Raw genomic sequence first — 19,686 nt, 5'->3', positions numbered from 1 at the left:
AGGCACAGATTGCTTATCTTGTGCTAAAAACGCTCTCTCCTTTGCCCAGCGAATTAGTTTTTTCTTTTGATACCTTTAAGTGCTCTAAATTGCTCGTTTATACCCACATAAAAATCTGCCAAAGAGCCATTTTCCATTAAGTCATCAATGAACTCTTGCGCCCTCTCTCCTTTGAGATTTTCGCTCAAATGCTTTCTTGTGAGCTCTAAGCTACTCAAAGATTCTTTATTGTCCTCAATCTCTTGGAGCTGGTTGGTGTTACTCTCTAATATAGTGAGTTTGAGTGTCTCCCCTGTGCTTAAAATCGCATCAAAATCAAGGCTTCCTCGCTCTACCTTAAATACAAAACTTTTACTCATTGTGTTCTCCTTAACTATTTTATTTCCTTTTCTTTTATAAGGGGGAGGGGCTTGAATTGCGAAATCGCTCCCTCCCCCTTATATATCCCCCACCCCGATGACGCTTTCAAGGTGGCACTTCGTGCGATTTTATTTTATGGTGGCAAGAGTATCTCTTGCCTATTTTTTTAAATCACTCACATTTGTGAGTTTTCGCTCACGATTGCCGTTGCTTTAGCTCTGAAAACTTACCTCACTTGTAGGCTCTTGCGTCTCCTCTGGTGTAGGTGTGGGCGGTTGTGGGCTTTGTCCGCTTTCCTCTACGGATTGCTGAATATAGTGCGTATAGTAGCCCTCATCGGTTTTGTTCGCACTGCCCTCAAAGTCCATTGTCGCAAATTCCTCACTCATCAAAGGCAAATCACCGCTCATTTTGATATTTGCCTCATATACCACGCCGATAACTTGTTTTGCTTGCACTGGCGTGCCTACAAAAATGAGTTTTGCCTTAAGCAAAGGGTTGCTTCCTGCATCAATTTTGATAAAGCTATACTCAATATCCGCCACCTCTCCACTAGGAAGCCTCTCGCCTGCAGCAAAAGAGACAACCTTAATTTCAGAGCCGAGCGCATTTGCTAAATTAGCAGGAGAGAAGCTATTGCACTTGATTTTAAGCGTATAGTTCTCTTCGGTTACGACTTCTGCGATTTTTTGCTTTAATCCAGCACTTCTTGTAAAAGCCGTAGCGGTAGTTGTCTCTCTAGTGAGGGTAATTTCTGTCGCACCCATATCAAACTTTTGCTCACTCAAGCTCCCATCAGGCAAATAAGGCTGCAAATACATTATGCCTCCGCTTAAAAACAAATTGTCCTTTTGTGTGTTGTTCATTTTAAACTCCTTTTATTTAGTTAATTGCCAATCTCATTGATTTGCACCTCAAAGTTTTCTACCCCATTCTTTTTCACAAAGTCATAAAACTCTTGGATTGCGGTAGTAGAATCCACGATTCCCGTATTGTTGCTTCCTTTTCCCAAACCTACGCAGCCCTCTACATCTTTGCCTGTATTCATAATATGAATAAAAATGCAGCGAGATTCAAAGCTTGGAAGTGCAGGAGTGTAGAGCAAAAGCCCGACATTTTTAAAGCCCCATTTGGTGTATCGCTCGTGGTATTTTGGCTCTACTTTATCTTTCCACGTTTGAAAATCTACATTTCTAAAGCCATTTTTTGCCACTGCGGTTTTGGTAAAATTCCATTTGAGCTTATAGGTGCGAGGCATTATGCGGTGGTCTTTGCCTCGCTCATCGCTACTTTGAGAGCCATTTTCTCCGCTAAACCACTTAAAAAGCACTTTGCCCTCACTATCAAGCAAAGTGGCATTGCCAATCGTTGTTTTCTCACCTTTTGCGTCTGCAAGCGTGCTGATACGCGTCCTTTGGATAATAAGCTTAAACATTTTTCCTCCTTAAAAATAAGTGATAAAAATCAATAAAAAAGCAATTCATACAAATACACATTGAGTGCTAAAGAAAGCACAAGGGAAATCATAATCACAAAACGCACCACCTTGTAAATCTTATTTTCTCTCATTGTGTATCTCCTTTGCTTCTGCCATTTTTGAAAGCCAAAAGCTCTTTTGCCAAAGAGATAGCTTTCTCTACGCCAAAAAATCCAATCGCCGCACTTATACCCACTCGTGCAAGATAGGGCAAATCGGTAGCACTAAGGACTGCATACACAATCACGCACAAAAAGCTTGAGGTGAGCAAACTCTTTAGGGCAACCTTTAAGGAGGAGCGGTGCTGTGCTTGCTCTTGTGATTCTTCATTAAAAAAACTTACAATCCCAGCAAGTATCCCCACAAGAGCGATAGGCAAAAGCTCTATATAATGCTCAATCACATCACACCTCCCTCAATCACTCTGCCTACGCTTAAAGCCACAGAAATGATAATCACACCCCACAAAGCCTTGTGTATGACAAACCAAAATCGTTTAAGAGCGGGTGAAATATCGCAGTGATACTTCCCAATCAAAAACCACCTAAAATAAAACCAAAATCGCTTGAGTTGTAAGAGTGTTTTCATTTATTTTCCTCTGCACATTTTTAAATCTCGCTCTAAAGCCTGTGTATAAGCAAAAATCGCTTTCACATCGTTACTGACTTTACCACTTTTGACTGGTCGCTCTCTTTTTGCTACATCGCATTTTGTGGGGATAAGCACTTCTTCATACACCACCCTTGAGCACCCGCTTAAAAGCAAAGCACTAAGGAGAAGAGGCATAAAACACTTTAAGCGCATATTCCACCTCCTGTAATTCTTTGAGTGTATCTCCAAGATTCTCATCATTAAGATGTGTGAGCTCACTTTTATCCTGCTGCCCTGCGGTATAATATGTTGCTAGAAAATCGCTCATCACACGCTCACTTTGCTTGTTATAAGCTTCAATCTCACTTTTTTGCAAGGCTTGCTCTTTAATGGCTTGATTTTGGTGTGAAATATGGTTTTTGAGCAATTCATTTTGCACCTTTGTGTCAATAACACTGCTTTGCCACAATAAAAGTGCGCCAAAAACACCAAAGAGCAGCCCACAAATAATATAAAATCTCATACTACCTCCTTACTTTGAGTTCAATCTTCATCTCATAGACAAACAACCCCTCATTTATTTGTGAAAGGGTGAGATGACGCACTTTAAGTGTGCCATTCCTAAAAGCGTGTCTTTTGAGAGAATGCAATATTTCTTGGGCTTTGAGAATAATCCCTGCATCGGAGGCATTAAGAGAATGTCCTGCTATGAGAATCTTATAATGATAAGTCTCCACATCTTCACCAAATCCCTCACAACCCTCAAAAAGCAAATAATTTCCACTTTGCGTGATAGTGGGGTGAGTTAAAGGAATGCAGTCTTTGCATAAAGCAAGCATTTGTTCAAAAAAATCACTTAACAATACACACTCTCCCTTATGTCGCTTTGATAGTGTGTCCCTGATGTCTTTTGTCCATCATCACAAATAAGCGGGGATTGCTCTACAACATTCAGCGCATTTTTGAGCAAAAGCTCATCTTGCCCCTCAAGTGCGATTTTGAGATAGAGTTTTAAGCGGATATAGGCAATATCAAGCCTTGCATAATCCTTTACATCTCTATCTTTACATATTTCTTCGCTCTCTTTGAGGGCAATATGCAACACTTCATCGGTTACCTCACTTGGATTTGCCAAAGAATGCGTTGCCCTAAAGCGCAATTTCTCAATCATTTTTTGCCTTTTTTTTGAGCTCTCGCCGTCTCGCTCTCATCAGTGCTTAGCTCTTCTTCCTCAACTTGAGCCTCTGCCTCAAAATGTTGCTCTAAAGCACTCACTCTTGTCTCTAGTGCCAAAAGCTGTTCATTAAGATTTTCAAGCGTAGAATTGTTAGAAGTGTGCTCAAACGCAGCTTGCTCGCGCAAGATTCTCGCATTATCTCTATTTCCCACGATACCCTCCTTAATTTGGTTTGGATTTAAGCGCAAGCTGCCACAATCCATATCCTGCATTATCTTCAGTGCGGATTCCATATAAGAAAGTATCCCGCATAAACACATTTTCATCACTTGGCTTATCTAGTCCTGCGAACTCTACTTTTTTGTTGATTTGCAAGATAAGAGGCTTAAGCACTCGTGTTGTGTCAAAAAGATACCACGCTCTTTCATCTGTAAGCCTATCACTCACCAAATAATCACACATTCCATAAGTGATGTTTGAGCTTCCATTTGCAAGCGTTTGAGCTTTAAGGATTTTAATCGCTTCTACTTCAAGCTCTGGTGGGACGACAAGCAATGAAGGGCGGATTCTAAGAGGATTGCCATATTCGTTACTCACCCCTCTCATCTCTGTGCGCAATGCAAGAAAATTCTCTTGATTAAGCGGCAAGTCAAAGAGATTTTTAAAAGTAGAGCTTCCCACAATATGGTCATTTGCAAAAAAGTTCTTGCCATCATAGCACGCACTATTTGCTTCTAAAAGCCCAAATGTCATCTCATCATAATGTTCTCGCACCGCTTCTGCCATTGCTTGCACTCTTGGCTTTACCACGCCTAAGCTATCATATTCAATGACATCGCGGGATACTTGGATAGTGCTCTCCCATTTTTTACGCGTAATGGTGTAAAGATTCGCGCTTAAATCTTTAAGTGTCCTCTCTCCTGTCCATTCAACCATATTTGGAATATCACCCACCCAGCCATAATCCACGCTCAAAGTGTTGGCATTAATCTCTGTGGCGATTTTCTTATAATCCTCATTTTCGCTCTTTAGCGCATCATTAAATACCTTTGAAAGTCCCTTGCTTACTTGTGCCATATAGGCGGAATTAAGTTGTGCCATTGTTTCTCCTTTAGATACCAAGTTGGGCTTTTACACCCTCATCAATTTGTTCTTGTTCGCCCTGAACACTCAAGTTTAGGCTCTTATTTTTGAGCACATTTTGCGCTTCGCTTTTTGCGATTTCAAGATAAGAATCTAAACTTTCTTTGTTGAGAGCCAAAGCACTCTCTTTGCGAGAGGGGAGCATTTCACCATTTTTGATGGCATTTTCTACCCTTTCTTTAATGGCATTGTGTTCAAGTGCGCCTTTTTCTTCAGTGAGTGCTTTAATCTCTGCCACAAGTGCCTCATTTTGCGCTTTGAGTGCTTTAATCTCTTCTTGTAAAGCCTTTATTTCTTGCTCGTTCATTTTCTCTCCTTGTTCTCTCATTTGAATTTCTTGCTCGCTGGGAGTTAATCCCACTTCAGCCCCTTCTTTTTCTTTATTGAGTGCTTCTTTTAAGACATTGGGACGATTGACTAATCCCACACTTGCTATACGCACCACCTCACATACGCCATCGCTTAGCTTACCTTTTGCATACGCAGGGGAGAGATAGCGATAAATCTTATCTCGCACAAGACTTTCTCCTGCGGAATTAAGCTCCAAGCTCGCATAAATCCCATCTTCTCTCTCTTCCAAACTTTTGCAATCAAACCACCCCATAGCCTCTTTGTCTTCGTGGTTTTTATCAAGCATTAAATCCACACCCAAAGTAGCGGTGTTTTGTATCACTTTGGCAGCATCAAGAGAATATTTGCGTCCATCAATGCCTACAAACTCTCCGCTTGGGCTGATTTTTACTTTCTCTCCACTTCCTATTTTGTTGCATTCATAAAGGCAAATGATGTCCTTCATAGCTGCTCCTTTAAGACTTAGTTGCATAAAGCAATGATGAAAGTGTAGTTTTGCTCCTTGTTTAAATTTCCTAAAATCCTTACAAAAAAACAGAGCAGTAGCGTTATAGAGTTGCGCTTATAAAAAGTATCTTAAGGAAAGAAATTGCGAGAAAAAATCAGAGAAGCCTATATCGCAGGAGTTGATATAAATGATATTTGCCAAATGCACCATATCGCTCGTAGCACTTTTTACTATCATAAAAAAGCAGATTTAAAAGCGGGGATTAATTGGGATTATCTACTTTTAAATGCAAGACGCGATGTGGATTCTATAAAAGATAAAGAAGCGGTGTTTTTAAGCACACTCATTTCAAGCTTTGAGAAATTTATAGAAGAGAGCAAAAGCGATGAGCTAAGTCCGAGCACATTAGAGAAGCTGCATCAGTATGCGCAAACATATTGGCGCTTGAAAGCTCCCAAAAATGATGAATTTTCGCTTAAAAACAAGCTTATGCAAACAGCAAAAGAAACCATCAATGAGATTGCAAAGATTGCCCTAGAGGAAAATAACACGATTGTCGTAGAGTTTTTGGGACAAAATGCGGAAAAAATCATTAATAAGGTTTTTAAGGAGCAAAGATGAAAAAACATATCTACCCCTTGCCCTTTCATATTAAAACGATTTTAAAGCCATTTAAATGGGTTTAAAAAGGTATTTTTATGAGTGAAATGTCTATTAATGAATTAAGAGCATTTCTTAAAGCTTTGCCCACACTCAATGACAAAGATAAAGAACAAAGGAGCAAAAGAGCCAAAGAGGATTTTAGATTCTTTGTCCAAACCTATTTAGGACATCACATAGGATTTCAAAATGAGTGCCCCCCGCAGGGCTTTAGGAGCAAGGGCAATTTACTTGCCCGAAGCGAAGTTAAAATCAATGAAAGCTCTGTGTTTAGAAAATGGGTGTATGAGGAGCTTCCGCATATCAAAGAGAATAAACTTGTGATTAAAGCCTATCGTGGCGCGGCAAAAACAACGCTTATCTCAAGGCTCTTTAGTCTTTGGCAAATTTCACGCGGGCAAAAGCGATATGTGCTACTCATTAGCTCCACGCTTGATTTAGCCAAAGAGGGCATTGATTTACTCAAAACAGAGCTAGAGGATAATGTCAATTTAAAGCGAGATTTTGCGCTCACACCTTTTAATGTGTGGAGTGCAGAGGAGATGAGCTTTTGCGTAGATGGCAAGCCTTGCAAGATTAAAGCCTTTGGGGCGCAGAGGAAGATTCGCGGGAGCAATTTTTTATCAATGCGCCCTGATTTGATTGTGTGTGATGATATAGAAAATGATGAGAATATTGAGAGCAAAACACAAAGGGACAAGCTCTATAAATGGTTTAATAAAGCTATTTTGAAGCTGCCCTCGCGCTTTAGCTCTACCTATCAGATTCTACTTGTAGGCACGACTTTGCATTATGATAGCCTTTTGCAAAGATGTGCTGCGCGAGAGGATTTTAAAACCTTTAATTTTCCTTTGGTGCTAGCATTTCCTACGAATTTAGAAGAGCTCTCTCCTGCTACTCTCCATACTTTTAAGCCCAAAGGCTTTAAGCTTGATGATAAAAATGCGAATATAAAGGATATTTTGAGTGATTATCTCCAAGATAGCGCGAGTTTTTATTCAGAATTTCAAAATCTCCCGCTTGATAAAGAAAATGCGCCTCTTAGCACTTATAGCACCTATGATGTGCTGCCCCAAAGCATAGATTCTATCACCATTGGCATAGACCCAAGTTTAGGAAAGGCAAGGGGGGATTATTTTGCTTTGAGTGTGCTGTATTTTCATAAGCACAATAAAACAATCTACGCAAGCGCACTGGGCTATAAAATCACGCCTGATAAGATGATAGATAAAATCATTGCCTTGTATCTTAAAAGTGCCAAAATCACGCCTACTATTACCATTGCTTGTGAGGAGATTGCTTTTCAAGAGTTTTTTAAGACTACGCTTAAATCAAAGTTCAATGCTCTTGGGCTATTTGTGCCTGTGATTGGCATAAGAAACACTGCACACAAAAACATAAGGCTAGATAGCCTCTCCCCATTGCTTACACAAGGAGATATGCTCATTGATACAAATGCTCATCTTTTGAGAGAGGAGCTTGATACTTATCCAAAATGTGCCCACGATGATTTGCTTGATAGCATAGATATTGCCCTGTGCGCACTTAATAAAGCTCATAGGACAGATTATAAAGCCATTGCAAAGGCACAACAAGAGTTCAAACCTCTTTTTAAATCAGCAAAGGAGTATGTATGAGAACTATCACGCCACTTCCCACACCGCCTACTACCAATGACACAGCAAGTTTTGATATAAGAGCCGATGCGTTTGTAGAGGCTTTGCCTGCTTTTGCGCAGGAGCTTAATGCCTTTGGTGTAGATATTTCTAACATTGGCGAGAGCACCTTTGAGAGGGCGCAAGAAGTCATCAAGGAGGGACAAAAAGAGCTTTCCTCCCAACACGAGGCGTTTATAAAACAATTTAATCAAGCCCTTAAAGCCGCACAGCTCCTCCTACGCGCTCAAAGTGCAATCAAAAGTGATGCGTGGAGTGCGCTCACACACTATATTCTGTTTGAGCTCAAAAGCTTAAGGCAAAAATATAAAGAAATCTTAGATAATAGAGCTAAAATCGGGCAATATGTGCTTTTTTTCCGCTCATCTTTGCCCAAAGGATTTAAGCCTGCGGGGAGCTTACTCAAAAAAAGAGACTATCCTCTAGCGTATATGTATTTTAAAAACACAAGCAAAAGCTTGCAAGAGGACTGCCCCAAAGGCTATTTTAGACTACCTAAGGCTAATGTCTATGCGAAAGGTTGCAGTGAGTTTGCCCGCGCGGGTGAATTTGAAGCAGAGGGCTTACCCAATGTCAATGCAGGGAATTATGTCAATAATAGCTGGAGATACTCTCTCAATGGAAAAGGCGGCGGAGGGAGAGATGATTGGGGTTGTGGCACATCACACGCCAATTTTGCATTAAGTAATTGGAATAGTATCTATGGGCGCACAGATTCTGTGGAAGTCAATCATAACCTCTACTTAGAGGGCTTTTATGTGGGAGAATCTCTCCACGCTAACCAAACCGCTGCGATGATAGAAAAGGCAAAGAGTGCCCCTTGAGGTAGGGGTTTTGAGGGCTGGGATTAACTCCCACGAAGCAAGACATTAGAAAGTGAGTTGATGAATGCTTTAGCAGTCATAACTCAAGCTTTAGGCGCACACAGGGGCTTTGCTCCTGTGTGTAAGACATTAAATCAATAGAAAGGAGAAAAAATGCCTACACAAACACCACAAGGAGAAGATTCTATGGAGCAAACACAGCAAATGCAAACCCTGCTAGAGATAAAAGCAGAGCTAGGCGAACTCGCAAAGCTAGATTTTGATTTAAAAGAGCCATTGCAAGTTCTCAACACTCACGCTGATAGTCTCAAAGAGGAGGTAGAAGCTAATATCACTCACGCCCTTAGAGAAGTCAATATCCACTCAAAAAGGCTTTTGTCTATGCACCTTTATCGCGCGTTGGCATACCAAGATATTATCACAAATATTAAGGGTGAGGTGCTTTTCTATGGCGATGTGTATATGCAGGGCTTGAGTGTTAATAACAACACAGGCAGCGGGAGAGCAAATGGAGCGGTATTCTCAAGAGTGCCACTGCCTTGTGATATAGAATTTATTGAAGTATTTGGCGGACATACAACCTTTTATGCTCTGCCAAAAGAGGGCAATTTCCTCTATGTATGGGGGAGTAATGTAGAGGGGAGTGCGGGAGTGGGCAATACTACTGCCCTTACTTTGCCTGTGAGAGTGGATTTTCCTGCGCGTGTGCTTAAAGTATGCTGTGGCACTTCAGAAAGCAATGCTAAACAATCCGCGATTGCCCTGCTTGAAAATGGCTTAGTATATGTGTGCGGGAGCAATACCATAGGAGAGCTTGGAGTGGGCAATACTCTGCCTCTTTCTGCTTGGACACAAAATCCGCATTTAAGCGATATTCAAGACATTTTTCTATGCAGCAATGGGAATGCGGGTATGTTTATGGCTATTGATAATGAGGGCGCACTCTATGTATGCGGACATAATCAGCAAGGAGCGTGCGGAAATGGCGCAAATGCGAATCTGACTTTGCCCTTTAAATTGAGCTTTAATCAAAAAGTCAAACTTGCCAAAGCAAGTATCACGGCAAGTAATGCACACTATTGCACGGCTATGATTGTGTTAGAGGACGGCAGTGTGCGAGGCGCAGGATACGCACTAGAGAACAATCTTTCCCAAAGTGCAGTAGGAAATATCAATATCTTTACCACACTTTTAGATGAGCGGGGAGAGCCATTAAGCGGGATTGTTGATATATTTCCTGCAAGTATTGGTGGCACAGCTCTCGCATTAGATTGTGATGGCAATCTCTATGCGTGGGGCAGAGGCGCATTTGGCTATGGAAATGACAATACAGCAGTCAATGCCAAAGCTGCAATAGTGCTAGAAAATGTAGAGAGTGTGCAGCATTGGGATAGGGCAAACACACGCGTAGTAGCCAAAATAAAAGATTCCCAAACTCTACTTGCCTTTGGCTTTAACACCGATGGCGCACTTGGCATTGGCAATGTGCTCAATACAAGGATATGGCAACAAGTGCCGCTTCCTCCTGCATTCAAGCAATACAAGTTGCAATGTTTCGGGGCGGAGGCGCATTTGGTAGTGATAGCTGATAATGAAATTTATGCCTGTGGGACTACAAGAGATGGGAGTCTCAAATACACCACGCCCACACTACAAAAACAATAAGGAGTGAGAATGAACATATACGAATTACAAGCGGACAAAGCCTTAGAGGTGCAAGGTGAATTTATCTATGTGGGCGAAGAGGAGGGAAAGATTTATGTCAAAGCAGCATCATTAAAAAAGCCATTTATCCTCTCCCAGCTCCCCCCAAGCTTACACAATCAGCATATAGAGCAAATAGCACAAGCAAGGGCGCAAAAAGAAAAGGAGTTCAATGAGAAATGCGCTACTCTTTTAAAAAGCTTTGAATCTGCCGCACTTGGCGAAACTCACATTTATGATATGAGTGTAGAAGACCAGCTCAACCTCCTTGCGTCTGTTTTGGCAAAAAGTGATGGATTTTTAAGAGCGCGCAAAGGCGCAGAGCCTAAAGCCAACTATGCCCATACAAAGGCACAACTCAATCAAGTCTTTGCAGATAGCCTCGCTCATAAGAATGCAATCATTTATCAATGCGGGATTCTAAAGAGTCATTTGTTGGAGCTAGATTGTGTTGAGAGTATAAATGCACTGAGCTGGGAGGATTATGAGAGGGTAAGGACACAAATAGAACAAAATGCAACAGAATAGAAATCTATACATTTTTTAGATAAGGTTTTAAGACCTGACTTATATCGTCTAATATCTTGGCTTTAGCATAGTTCTCTAGCCAAGAATCTACCCATACAGGAGTTTGCTCCTTTTGTTTCCAATTCATTAGCGTTTGGTAGGGCATTCCTACAAGAGTGGTAAATTCTTTTTTAGAAAGTCCTAGCTGCTCAAGTTTATGCTCAAAATCTGCATTCCTCATTGTTCCCCTTAATTGAAATAATTAGAATTGTATATAAAAATAACTAAAATAATTATAAAAGCCTTGACACAATGATTAAAATAATATATAATTATATCATAAATTAACTAAATTAGTTAATTTAAATCCAAAAGACAAGGAGAGGCACAATGAAAAAGCTAAGATTAATCGCGATAGTCTTACAAATTGCTTTCTATGTGTTAGCAATCGCCAAGCTCTTAACAAGCTAGGCAAACCCCTCCTAAGAGGGGGCTTAATCATTGTGTGAGCGTATTTTAACACAAAAGGAGTAAAAATGAGTATAGAGTTTGTGATGTTAATTGTTCTAGCAGGTTGGGTGGGTGTCAATGAGTGGCGTTTGCGCTCTTGTGAAAAGCGCATTAAAGATTTAGAATCTAAGGAGTAAGCTATGCAGTTGCAAGTGTTTAATCAAAATGGTTTTAAAGTTAGAGGTGGGCTTATTGAGGATAAGCCTTATTTTGTAGCTATGGATATTGCTAAGGCATTGGAATATAGCGAAACCGCTATGATGTTGCGTAGGCTTGATGATGACGAGATTATGGAACTATCTGCCGATTTGGCAGGTGGTTTTTCAAAGCACGCTTCAGCTATTAAAATTATCAACGAAAGTGGTTTATACAACGCTATTTTAGGAAGCAAAAAGCCCCAAGCTAAAGCTTTTAAAAAATGGATAACCTCTGAAGTTTTGCCAAGCATTAGAAAGCAAGGTTATTATGTAAATGCTGAATCTACTTTGATTGCAGAGCTAAGGGATTCTAATTTAAGTAAAGATGCCTTGAAAAAACAAAATGAAAACCTTAAAGATGAGCTTTTATCTGCTCAAAAAGAGCTTATAAACTTCTATAAAACACACAATCCTAGAAGTAAAGTCAAAGAGCATTCAACAGAAATCATTGCAAAAATCCAAGAGCTCCATAAAAATGGAATGGGCACAATGCAAATTGTCCGAGCACTTGGAGTGAGCGAATCTAGTGTAAGAAAATATAAGGAGAGAAAATGAGAGAAATTAAAGATAAAATTGACGCAAGAGACCAAATCCTTGAAGTGCAGCACGATTTACAAGGACTTTGCGCGATAATGGATATGTGTGGATATGCTCTCCAATATGGCGGAGTGGAGTTATGCAAGGAGGAATTTATCTTCTTTTGCGATAGTTTAGATGTTTTGGTAGATAAGTTAGGCAAAGTAGATGAATTTCTTGCATACACTTAAAAGTTTGCAGGGGCAATTTATCCTAAGCTATAATGATTGTGCATTAGTGAGAGAGCTATATAAGGACTTTAGAATCTTAGAGAGCAAAGAGGTGCGATACTCGCTGAATATCAAAGTAAGAAAGAGGGCAAGGGAGGTTATTGTGATGGGTTGTTAATTTTAAGCTTTTATGTGATAATTTCTTTATGTCTTAAGTAAGGAGATTGTATGCACAATTACGAAATACCAAGTATAGATAAAAAAGCTTTTACTTGCCCACATTGTAATGTGTTGGCGCAAATGGAGTGGAAGAACTTACACTCTGGCACAACTTATGATTTAGGTTATTCTATTTGTATCGCAGTATGTCAAGTATGCTATGAGTATAGCCTTTGGCAAAAATATGGCTTTTTGCAAAAAGACAAACCGCAATTAGTAGCGGAAATGCTCTATCCCAAGCAAACCGCTATTCCTCCAGCAGAGGATATGCCTCAATCTATCAAAGCACTTTATATAGAGGCTTCTGGTGTTTTGGGGGATTCTCCTAGAGCAGCTTGCGCTTTGTTGCGTTTAGCTTTGGAGGAGCTAATGGTATATTTAAGGGATAACTTTGCAGAATACAAAAGCCTTAAGGGCAAGAATATCAATGAGGATATTAAAGAACTTGTCAAATTGGGGCTTCCAGCAAAGGTGCAAAAGGCTTTGGATATTGTGCGTATCACAGGCAATAATGCGGTGCATTCTATGAAAGAGCTAGATATAAACGATAATCCGCAGATTGCCTACAAACTCTTTGAAATACTTAATTTTATTATCCGAGAGATGATAACTCGCCCCAAAGAGCTTGATAGTATTTTTGAGGACAATATATCAGAGGGTGAAAAAGCAGCTATAAAAAGAAGAGATGGGAAGTAATTAAATATTTGCAATTAGACTACTAGTAAAATTTTTATACTCTTTAAATATAGCACTATCGCTTCCAATGCCTAAATATTCTTTTTTTTCGGATATTTTCTATGGTTTCTAATAGCGGTTCATATACAACTTCTTTGGCATTGTGAAAGTGATAAAAATCTTTAATGGCTTTATAAGAATCTAAAGCTCCTCTTTTAAAATGATTGATTGCTCTATTTTTGTTATTTTCTTGATTTCTCCCATAATATGCAGCAACTAAGTGCGAAATAGCATTATGAAATTCTATAAGTGTTTGTTTAAGTATCTTATTGCTTTTTAGTTTGTCTGATTCTATATCTTCAAACTCTCAAAGCTTTATTTGTTTTACTTCACTTGCAAGGCGAAAAGACATATACAAGCCATTTTTACCAATAGCAACATTATCCTTTTTGCTATCATTAAGTAGCATTTCTACAATTTTACAAATGAGTTCTTTAGAAACCTGCCGATTAATCTTTTTTAATTGCTCATTCATATAAGCACACGCAATAAGTAGGATTGCCTTTGTCTCTTTTTCTTGATAAAGAAACATTGCAGCCCAAGAAATAATTTTAAAAATATCACCATTTTTTACATAACATATCTTTTTGTAAGTATCGCGGTGTGCTTTGTAATGCTGATTTACTTCTTTAAAGATTTTTTGTTTATGAGGATTAGAAATTTCAATGATATTTTTACTTTCAAGAATCTCAAAAAAGGCATTAAGCACACTTGTAATAAATCTAGCTTCTTCCTCTAAGCTCGCAATGCTTTCATTGCATTTATTCATTACTAAAAGCCTTGTCAAATGCTTCTATTTCTTCTAAAGATTTTAATGTATTCTCTACATCCTTGTGATTGCCATTAAGAATGCTTTCTCGGATTGTTTGAGGCGTTTCATTACATACTTTCTCGGGTGAGATGTCTCGAGACTCACTGAGATAAGAGCCATCCTCTTTAAATGACTTCAATACAAATTCTTCGCAAAGCTTTGCCATTTCTAGCCTCCTTTGATACTAAATATCAAAAATGACAAGCATAAAATATACCATATCTTTTATGCCACCACCATTACGGAATAGACATTGAGCAAACAAATCTTAAGATTTGTTTGTGTTTAAAATGTCTGAATATTGTATATTAACACACATTATTAAACCTTTTTTTACATTTTACCATTTATATGCAGCGTAAATCAAGACATAACTTTGCAACATACAAAAGACTTTAAGGATAAAAATATCAATAAAATATTAATTGTAGCTAGGGAAGCTCCTTAGGCTTTGAAAGGGTTTGGAGCTTGAAAATTAAAATTTTATACTATAAAGCTGAAGATTCGTTTCTGTTAAGGGAATCAGAATAAATCTTGTTGATTTAAATTTGACAATAGATTTAATTTCATTAGCTATATCTTGCTTATATTCTGGCATAGGATAAGTGATAATGCCATTTGTTTTGTCTTTTTCTGACTGATAGTAAGTTATTCCACTATTTATAAGTTCATCAATAACTTCTTCTCTTTTTCTATCATTATCACTATCAAAGCCTAAGTAAAAAGCATTTATTTCATACTTTTCCATTTTTTTTTAAATTCGTTCGAATTCTTTTTTGTTTAAAACTTTTTGTTTCATTATAATCATCTCCTAAAGTTTTATTTGCCCCCAAAGCCAAAGCCTTACCCAAACTTCAAGGGGCAAAAGTAATATCGTCCATTTTTTCACCATTTCACTTCTCCGCAGATTCTCCCCCTTTCCTCTTACTCTCCCTTATTATCTCTCGTATAGTATTCTCACTCAAATTATACTTATGCGCCAAAAACGAGGCATTATAGCCATTAAACTCTTTTATAACCTTTTCCTTTGCATTGGGCGAGACTTTGGGGATATACACGCTCACGCCCCCATAAGTCTTATAGATTTTCTCCCAGCTCATACCAGCCTTATAGCTTTCACAAATTTGCTCCAACAAATGCTTATCCATTATCGCTCTCCTATAATCTTTTGTAAGCCTGTGATGACCTTGCTTGCTTCTGCTTTGTTGAGTGCCCATATAGGTTTAAAAGTCCCAAGTTGTCGCACGATAAAGTTTATCTTGCCCTCACGCTCAAAGCCTCGCTCATTCATTATATTCTCAATCTTTGCCCTTTGTGCCGCACTTATGTCGCCTTTTCTTTGTGTATAGTCCCTATCAGGCACTTTGTAGTTAAAAATATCAAGCACTTCTGCAAGCTCCGCATTATTAAGGAACTTACAAGAATCCACCCCATAGCGCACCTCTAACCACACTTCCCACGCGTTAGCTTCCTTGATAGACTTGTATCGTGGGTGCGTATGGATAGCACATAGCATTCTTTTGCGCGATAATTCACTTTCTAAAGAAACTTCGTTTTGCCCTTGCGGGATTTCATCTAAAGAAACTTCAGTGCTCATTATTTTCTCCTCCCTCGTTAAAAGTCCCTATTTTACGCGGTGTTGTAAGTGTTGTAGGTGTTGTAATCACACGATAAAGAAGTGCATTATTTTTTCCTTTTGCCCTTGCCTCCCAAAACAACCCCTCAAAGTGTTCTAGCGTCTCTCTTGCCCATTTATCGCCTTTTTCATATCCACACGCTAAGAGAAGCTGTGTTTTATTGCACTCTCCTGCCATAAGCACTTCTTTTGCTTTTGCCACAAAATCTTTTTGTTTCTCATTCATCTTAGCGATTTTGCTCTCTATAAAATGCAGCCCTAAAGAGTTGCAATCAATCCCCAAAGCCACAGATTCTATCCCCGCACGTTCTTTTTGCGCTTCCAAATGCACGCTCACATATCCCTCATAGCCTACAAGACGACTTAAGCGATACATAATATCTGTGGAGTTTCTAATATGGCTTGAGCCTTTGAAATTTTTGCCATCTTTATTGCTATGATGTAGGGCGAGGATACTTCCCCCAGCTTCTCGTATATTCATCATTATATCAAAAAGAGCCATTGCGCTTCTATCATTATCAATATCTACAAAATTCCGCAAAGAATCCAACACAAACACATATCCATCATAATTATGCCCTATCGCCTCACTCTCTATCTTGAGGAGTAGCTCAAAGGGTTTGAGATTAAAGCAGCTCCGATGAATATATGAAATCTTTGGCTCTTTAAGGAGTAATCTATCATATCCTCGCTCTACAAGCACATTTAAAGGATTATCCAAATCAATATACACCACCTTTTTTACGCGCTCATCTTTGGCTAATTGCTTGGCAATGCTCCCGCTTAAATAGCTTTTGCCATTGCCACCATCGGCGTAAATAGTCGTAATCATCTTTTTTGGCAAAAAGGGCTGGATTAAAAACTCCACCTTTTCTTTCAAATGCTCCTCTTTTAAAGTTACAGATTCTAAAAACTCTAGCATATCTCTCTCCTTATAAAATGTATAAAACACTCTTTAAACGCTGTTTTAAAGCGCTTTACACATTTTCTAAAGAAACTTCGTTTTGCCCTTGCGGGATTTTATGGAATAAGCTGTGAGAATCCCCACAACCTATTCTCATTTAATGTTCTAATGCCTCAATCTTTGGCTCAATGCGGAAATTATCCTTTACCACGCGTTTTAATCCAAGCTTGACTAACGAGCTATCATCTAGCTCTGCCAAAGCCTCTTTATTAGGCTTTTCCTCATATATGAGGCATTCTCTTAGACCAAAGCTTTTAATCGCAGCGATTAAAGATTCTACTTTTGACTTCACGCGCGGCACATTCACTGACTTGCTTAAGCGATAGCCTATTGTGCCAAAGACTAACTCCTTGCTTCTTTTATCCGCAAAGTCTGCCTTGTGGCTCTCGCAAAAATTCTCAATCTCCGCGCGGATAAAGTTTGCCTCATTGCTTAAAGATTCTACTTGAGGCTTATGCTCCTCTTTTATCTTATTACAAGCAAGTGTTACCTCACCCTCAATATGAGCAATCGCCACTTCAATCTCACACAACCTTTTTAGTCCCATATCCACATCTTCAAAGCTCTTTAATTCCATTAATGCCTCCTTTTTCATCTAAGAGAGTTTCATAAAGCGCAAGATTGAGCCTTTTAGCACTCTCAAGTTCTAAGACCATTCCCGCTGAAGTATCGCTATAAGGTGTATTGACAATCAAGATTCCATCACATACCTTTAAAAGCTCCAATCCAGCCTTTAATATCACTTCTCTCTCACTCTCCTCTTCATATACTCCCTCAAAATTAAGCACAGGGGAGAGCGGGGTATATCCCATTTCTTTGATGATTTGTGCGCCTTCAATCGCATAGCCTATAATCAAAGATTTCGCCTCTGCGCTATCATTTACCGCATTGAGCACAGCCTTATAAGGACTACTCACATAGATTACCATTGTTTCTCCTTTGTTATTTTTTTATCACATCAACGCATTTATAGCCATTTTTCAAGCATTCCACACCTCCTTTTTGATAGATATAGCCCTTGTTTGCGAAAAAATGTGAGCTTAAATACCTCGCATTCAAACCATAAATATAAAAGGGCTTAAAAAACTCCCTAGCACCTACTTTATTCTTACTCTTGCATAATTTGATTTTCACTTTGCACCTCCTAAATTAGCAATATAGAGCGTCATAGCTCTCCTCCTTAATACAATATAATCCAGCTATCCTCAAGCTCGTAGTAATGCTCTCCAAGATTTATCATATATTTGTGGAGATGAGGCACATACACCACGATACCCTCGCCAAAAATCCCTACTACTCTATCTCCCTCTTTAAACTCATTTCCTTGTGCGTCAAATGCACCTGTTCTTGCATTTTTCATATCTCTCTCCTTACAAAATAATCATCGCACAAGCTTGTGCAATAATATCTTTATCTAGCTGGACATTATGAAGCTGCGCAAGCCTGCACGCTCTCCTATAAAGCTTTGAACTGCTCCTAAAATTACCCTTTGTGTAGGGATAAATGCCCTGTGCAAAGAGCCTCTCGCATTCTTCACGCGCTAAACCTTTCATATTCCATTTGCCACCTATACGTGAGTAGAGCTGTCGCAACTCGCCATTTTTACCCATTAGATTCTTTAAGAGAATCTCTGTCCCAAAAAGCACAAGGGGCACATTGCTAAAATCCCAAATTCTGCGTAAATCCTCTAATGCCCTCACACTCAAATGCTCCGCCTCATCAATGAGTATGACGACATCGCGCCTTTTAAGTTCTTTGGCTATAAGGAGCACTTTTTCGTGCAGATTTCTCCCGCCTGTAAGATGTAATCTCTCACTTAGCTCATCAAGCAGCACTCTTGCGCTTGTATGCAAAGTCGCTTCAATCAAAATCGCATTAGGGTGGGTGAGCGCATACTCTTTGGCAATCGTGCTTTTACCGCTTCCTGCCACACCTGTGATGATAGCTATCTCTTTATCTGCTATCGCCTCATTGATGACAAAATCCGCCATTTGCTTATCATAGCTCTCATACACTTGCACCTTTTCTTTTTTCGCATTTGCCTTGTTTTTATTCGCATAATCATCTAAATACAGCTTGATTTTGCGCCCTAGCTCCTCATTATTGCCTTTATATTCGCTTTTACGAAAGGTAGAAATGCTCGCTGCACTAATGCCCAAAGCTCTTGCTAGAGCAGCTTGAGAGACATTTTGCATATCTAAAAATACCTCTAATTCCTCTCGCACTTGATTTAAATTACATTTTGTCATATAATCTCCTTTTATTAATGTCTTGATACTTTGAGCTAAGCCCAAAGTATCGCCTAAAGGATACGCTTACAACCGCGCTATGCTTGGTTGTCAAGCGAGTTCTTAAGGTTTTATCAAGATTCCCTTTTTAACACTGCTGCTTCCCAGCTCACATCTTTTAGAGCTTTTTTGTTTAATGCTTCACTCTCCACCTCCTTTATAGTTTTACAGGTATGGATAAGCACTTTGTGCGTATCTAAAATTTCAGCCCCGACAGCCTTTTTCTTAGCCTCATCTAAAAGCTTTGCTTGATAGAGATTGCTATCATTGATTGCCTTGAGTTTAGGAATATGCGTTTTTGGCATTTTCTTTGCGGCTTTAAGGAGCATTTCTGGGAATTGTGCTTCTATCTCATCTCGCGCTTGTTTCATCTTGCTTTTAATGGCTTTGAGTTCTTTATTAAAGATTTTTTGCGCACCGCGCGCCATTTCAGCACTTATCTCCTCATCATCAAGATTGTGTGCTACGCCGATGAAGTGATGATTCTTGTCATACATAAAAAGCTCTTTGGTATTATTAATATTCACAGCGACATACACGCTCGTGTGTGCGAACATCGCCGCACTTTGATACCATAGCCCACCATAAGCGATACCTTTTTTATTTACAGAGCGTCTTTGGAGCGGAGCTAGTCGCGCGATAAGCTCATATTCGTGGATTCT

General features: G+C 39.3%; 33 protein-coding genes and 1 pseudogene. 9 read left to right on the top strand and 25 right to left on the bottom strand.

Annotation, left to right across the window (positions count from 1 at the left end; translation table 11 throughout):
- Positions 1-53: 53 nt before the first annotated feature.
- From OQH61_RS08750 to OQH61_RS08695, 12 genes are all read right to left on the bottom strand, one after another.
- Positions 54-359 (bottom strand): hypothetical protein, encoded by a 306-nt coding sequence (locus OQH61_RS08750; protein WP_266027049.1) that lies wholly within the window; start codon positions 357-359, stop codon positions 54-56.
- Between the two features lie 213 nt (positions 360-572).
- Entirely contained in the window at positions 573-1,226 is a 654-nt protein-coding gene (locus OQH61_RS08745) for a hypothetical protein (RefSeq protein ID WP_266027048.1), read from the bottom strand.
- A 20-nt stretch (positions 1,227-1,246) separates the two neighbouring features.
- Positions 1,247-1,795: a DUF5675 family protein gene (locus tag OQH61_RS08740; RefSeq protein ID WP_266027047.1), complete on the bottom strand. Its 549-nt coding sequence runs from the start codon at positions 1,793-1,795 to the stop codon at positions 1,247-1,249.
- A gap of 130 nt (positions 1,796-1,925) precedes the next feature.
- A complete protein-coding gene (locus OQH61_RS08735; RefSeq protein WP_266027046.1) occupies positions 1,926-2,240 on the bottom strand; it encodes a phage holin family protein in 315 nt (104 codons plus the stop codon).
- Entirely contained in the window at positions 2,237-2,425 is a 189-nt protein-coding gene (locus OQH61_RS08730) for a hypothetical protein (protein ID WP_266027045.1), read from the bottom strand. The genes OQH61_RS08735 and OQH61_RS08730 overlap by 4 nt, the downstream gene beginning before the upstream one ends.
- Positions 2,426-2,623 carry a hypothetical protein gene (locus tag OQH61_RS08725; RefSeq protein ID WP_266027044.1) on the bottom strand — a complete coding sequence of 66 codons (198 nt, stop codon included), beginning with the start codon at positions 2,621-2,623 and terminating at the stop codon, positions 2,426-2,428.
- Entirely contained in the window at positions 2,607-2,951 is a 345-nt protein-coding gene (locus OQH61_RS08720) for a hypothetical protein (protein ID WP_266027043.1), read from the bottom strand. The genes OQH61_RS08725 and OQH61_RS08720 overlap by 17 nt, the downstream gene beginning before the upstream one ends.
- A gap of 1 nt (position 2,952) precedes the next feature.
- Positions 2,953-3,291: a hypothetical protein gene (locus OQH61_RS08715; RefSeq protein WP_266027042.1), complete on the bottom strand. Its 339-nt coding sequence runs from the start codon at positions 3,289-3,291 to the stop codon at positions 2,953-2,955.
- Positions 3,285-3,599: a hypothetical protein gene (locus OQH61_RS08710; protein ID WP_266027041.1), complete on the bottom strand. Its 315-nt coding sequence runs from the start codon at positions 3,597-3,599 to the stop codon at positions 3,285-3,287. The genes OQH61_RS08715 and OQH61_RS08710 overlap by 7 nt, the downstream gene beginning before the upstream one ends.
- Positions 3,596-3,817: a hypothetical protein gene (locus OQH61_RS08705; RefSeq protein WP_266027040.1), complete on the bottom strand. Its 222-nt coding sequence runs from the start codon at positions 3,815-3,817 to the stop codon at positions 3,596-3,598. Before OQH61_RS08705 ends, OQH61_RS08710 begins: the two co-directional genes overlap by 4 nt.
- Before the next feature lie 10 nt (positions 3,818-3,827).
- Positions 3,828-4,706, bottom strand: a complete 879-nt coding sequence (locus tag OQH61_RS08700) for a Mu-like prophage major head subunit gpT family protein (RefSeq protein ID WP_266027039.1) — start codon at positions 4,704-4,706, stop codon at positions 3,828-3,830.
- Between the two features lie 10 nt (positions 4,707-4,716).
- Complete coding sequence (locus OQH61_RS08695; protein WP_266027038.1) at positions 4,717-5,544, bottom strand: phage protease; 828 nt, start codon at positions 5,542-5,544, stop codon at positions 4,717-4,719.
- 144 nt (positions 5,545-5,688) lie between these two features.
- On the opposite strand from OQH61_RS08695, the gene OQH61_RS08690 reads away from it, so the two are divergent.
- The 5 genes from OQH61_RS08690 to OQH61_RS08670 all read left to right on the top strand — a co-directional run bounded on the left by OQH61_RS08690 (position 5,689) and on the right by OQH61_RS08670 (position 10,939).
- The gene (locus OQH61_RS08690) at positions 5,689-6,168 is read left to right on the top strand and encodes a DUF1804 family protein (protein ID WP_266027037.1); all 480 of its coding nucleotides are present in this window, start codon (positions 5,689-5,691) and stop codon (positions 6,166-6,168) included.
- A gap of 77 nt (positions 6,169-6,245) precedes the next feature.
- Entirely contained in the window at positions 6,246-7,844 is a 1,599-nt protein-coding gene (locus OQH61_RS08685; protein ID WP_266027036.1) for a hypothetical protein, read from the top strand.
- A complete protein-coding gene (locus tag OQH61_RS08680) occupies positions 7,841-8,707 on the top strand; it encodes a hypothetical protein (protein ID WP_266027035.1) in 867 nt (288 codons plus the stop codon). The genes OQH61_RS08685 and OQH61_RS08680 overlap by 4 nt, the downstream gene beginning before the upstream one ends.
- A gap of 153 nt (positions 8,708-8,860) precedes the next feature.
- Positions 8,861-10,372, top strand: coding sequence for an RCC1 domain-containing protein (locus OQH61_RS08675; RefSeq protein WP_266027033.1), 1,512 nt, complete (start codon positions 8,861-8,863; stop codon positions 10,370-10,372).
- Between the two features lie 9 nt (positions 10,373-10,381).
- The gene (locus OQH61_RS08670) at positions 10,382-10,939 is read left to right on the top strand and encodes a hypothetical protein (protein ID WP_266027032.1); all 558 of its coding nucleotides are present in this window, start codon (positions 10,382-10,384) and stop codon (positions 10,937-10,939) included.
- 4 nt (positions 10,940-10,943) lie between these two features.
- On the opposite strand, the gene OQH61_RS08665 is transcribed toward OQH61_RS08670, so the two are convergent.
- On the bottom strand, positions 10,944-11,159 hold the full coding sequence (locus OQH61_RS08665) for a hypothetical protein (RefSeq protein ID WP_266027031.1): 216 nt from the start codon (positions 11,157-11,159) through the stop codon (positions 10,944-10,946).
- A 409-nt stretch (positions 11,160-11,568) separates the two neighbouring features.
- Here OQH61_RS08665 and OQH61_RS08660 point away from each other — a divergent pair, with 409 nt between their 5' ends.
- The 4 genes and pseudogenes from OQH61_RS08660 to OQH61_RS08645 all read left to right on the top strand — a co-directional run bounded on the left by OQH61_RS08660 (position 11,569) and on the right by OQH61_RS08645 (position 13,286).
- On the top strand, positions 11,569-12,180 hold the full coding sequence (locus tag OQH61_RS08660; RefSeq protein WP_266027030.1) for a Bro-N domain-containing protein: 612 nt from the start codon (positions 11,569-11,571) through the stop codon (positions 12,178-12,180).
- Positions 12,177-12,392: a hypothetical protein gene (locus OQH61_RS08655; protein WP_266027029.1), complete on the top strand. Its 216-nt coding sequence runs from the start codon at positions 12,177-12,179 to the stop codon at positions 12,390-12,392. Before OQH61_RS08660 ends, OQH61_RS08655 begins: the two co-directional genes overlap by 4 nt.
- Positions 12,388-12,549: pseudogene (locus OQH61_RS08650) on the top strand (DNA adenine methylase); the annotation flags it as partial. The gene OQH61_RS08655 and the pseudogene OQH61_RS08650, both read left to right, overlap by 5 nt.
- Positions 12,550-12,599: 50 nt before the next feature.
- Entirely contained in the window at positions 12,600-13,286 is a 687-nt protein-coding gene (locus OQH61_RS08645) for a DUF4145 domain-containing protein (RefSeq protein WP_266027027.1), read from the top strand.
- A gap of 346 nt (positions 13,287-13,632) precedes the next feature.
- Here the strand turns inward: OQH61_RS08645 and OQH61_RS08640 are convergent, their stop codons facing one another.
- From OQH61_RS08640 to OQH61_RS08585, 12 genes are all read right to left on the bottom strand, one after another.
- The gene (locus OQH61_RS08640) at positions 13,633-14,094 is read right to left on the bottom strand and encodes a hypothetical protein (RefSeq protein WP_266027026.1); all 462 of its coding nucleotides are present in this window, start codon (positions 14,092-14,094) and stop codon (positions 13,633-13,635) included.
- A complete protein-coding gene (locus OQH61_RS08635; RefSeq protein WP_266027025.1) occupies positions 14,087-14,302 on the bottom strand; it encodes a hypothetical protein in 216 nt (71 codons plus the stop codon). The genes OQH61_RS08640 and OQH61_RS08635 overlap by 8 nt, the downstream gene beginning before the upstream one ends.
- 309 nt (positions 14,303-14,611) lie before the next feature.
- A complete protein-coding gene (locus tag OQH61_RS08630; protein WP_266027024.1) occupies positions 14,612-14,884 on the bottom strand; it encodes a hypothetical protein in 273 nt (90 codons plus the stop codon).
- Between the two features lie 145 nt (positions 14,885-15,029).
- Entirely contained in the window at positions 15,030-15,284 is a 255-nt protein-coding gene (locus OQH61_RS08625; protein ID WP_266027023.1) for a Mor transcription activator family protein, read from the bottom strand.
- Complete coding sequence (locus OQH61_RS08620) at positions 15,284-15,733, bottom strand: phage protein GemA/Gp16 family protein (protein ID WP_266027022.1); 450 nt, start codon at positions 15,731-15,733, stop codon at positions 15,284-15,286. The genes OQH61_RS08625 and OQH61_RS08620 overlap by 1 nt, the downstream gene beginning before the upstream one ends.
- Positions 15,723-16,694: an AAA family ATPase gene (locus OQH61_RS08615; protein ID WP_266027021.1), complete on the bottom strand. Its 972-nt coding sequence runs from the start codon at positions 16,692-16,694 to the stop codon at positions 15,723-15,725. Before OQH61_RS08615 ends, OQH61_RS08620 begins: the two co-directional genes overlap by 11 nt.
- A gap of 139 nt (positions 16,695-16,833) precedes the next feature.
- The gene (locus OQH61_RS08610) at positions 16,834-17,313 is read right to left on the bottom strand and encodes a host-nuclease inhibitor Gam family protein (protein ID WP_266027020.1); all 480 of its coding nucleotides are present in this window, start codon (positions 17,311-17,313) and stop codon (positions 16,834-16,836) included.
- On the bottom strand, positions 17,294-17,665 hold the full coding sequence (locus tag OQH61_RS08605; RefSeq protein WP_266027019.1) for a hypothetical protein: 372 nt from the start codon (positions 17,663-17,665) through the stop codon (positions 17,294-17,296). The genes OQH61_RS08610 and OQH61_RS08605 overlap by 20 nt, the downstream gene beginning before the upstream one ends.
- A gap of 13 nt (positions 17,666-17,678) precedes the next feature.
- On the bottom strand, positions 17,679-17,870 hold the full coding sequence (locus tag OQH61_RS08600) for a hypothetical protein (RefSeq protein ID WP_266027018.1): 192 nt from the start codon (positions 17,868-17,870) through the stop codon (positions 17,679-17,681).
- A 46-nt stretch (positions 17,871-17,916) separates the two neighbouring features.
- Positions 17,917-18,096 carry a hypothetical protein gene (locus OQH61_RS08595; protein WP_266027017.1) on the bottom strand — a complete coding sequence of 60 codons (180 nt, stop codon included), beginning with the start codon at positions 18,094-18,096 and terminating at the stop codon, positions 17,917-17,919.
- 10 nt (positions 18,097-18,106) lie between these two features.
- On the bottom strand, positions 18,107-18,985 hold the full coding sequence (locus tag OQH61_RS08590) for an AAA family ATPase (RefSeq protein WP_266027016.1): 879 nt from the start codon (positions 18,983-18,985) through the stop codon (positions 18,107-18,109).
- Positions 18,986-19,098: 113 nt separating this feature from the next.
- A partial coding sequence (locus OQH61_RS08585; RefSeq protein WP_266027015.1) for a Mu transposase C-terminal domain-containing protein occupies positions 19,099-19,686 on the bottom strand: 588 nt, incomplete at its 5' end.

The sequence above is a fragment of the Helicobacter sp. MIT 21-1697 genome, from assembly GCF_026241255.1.
In the GTDB taxonomy this organism is placed as follows: Bacteria; Campylobacterota; Campylobacteria; order Campylobacterales; family Helicobacteraceae; genus Helicobacter_C.
This window is presented reverse-complemented; position numbering and strand designations above follow the sequence as displayed.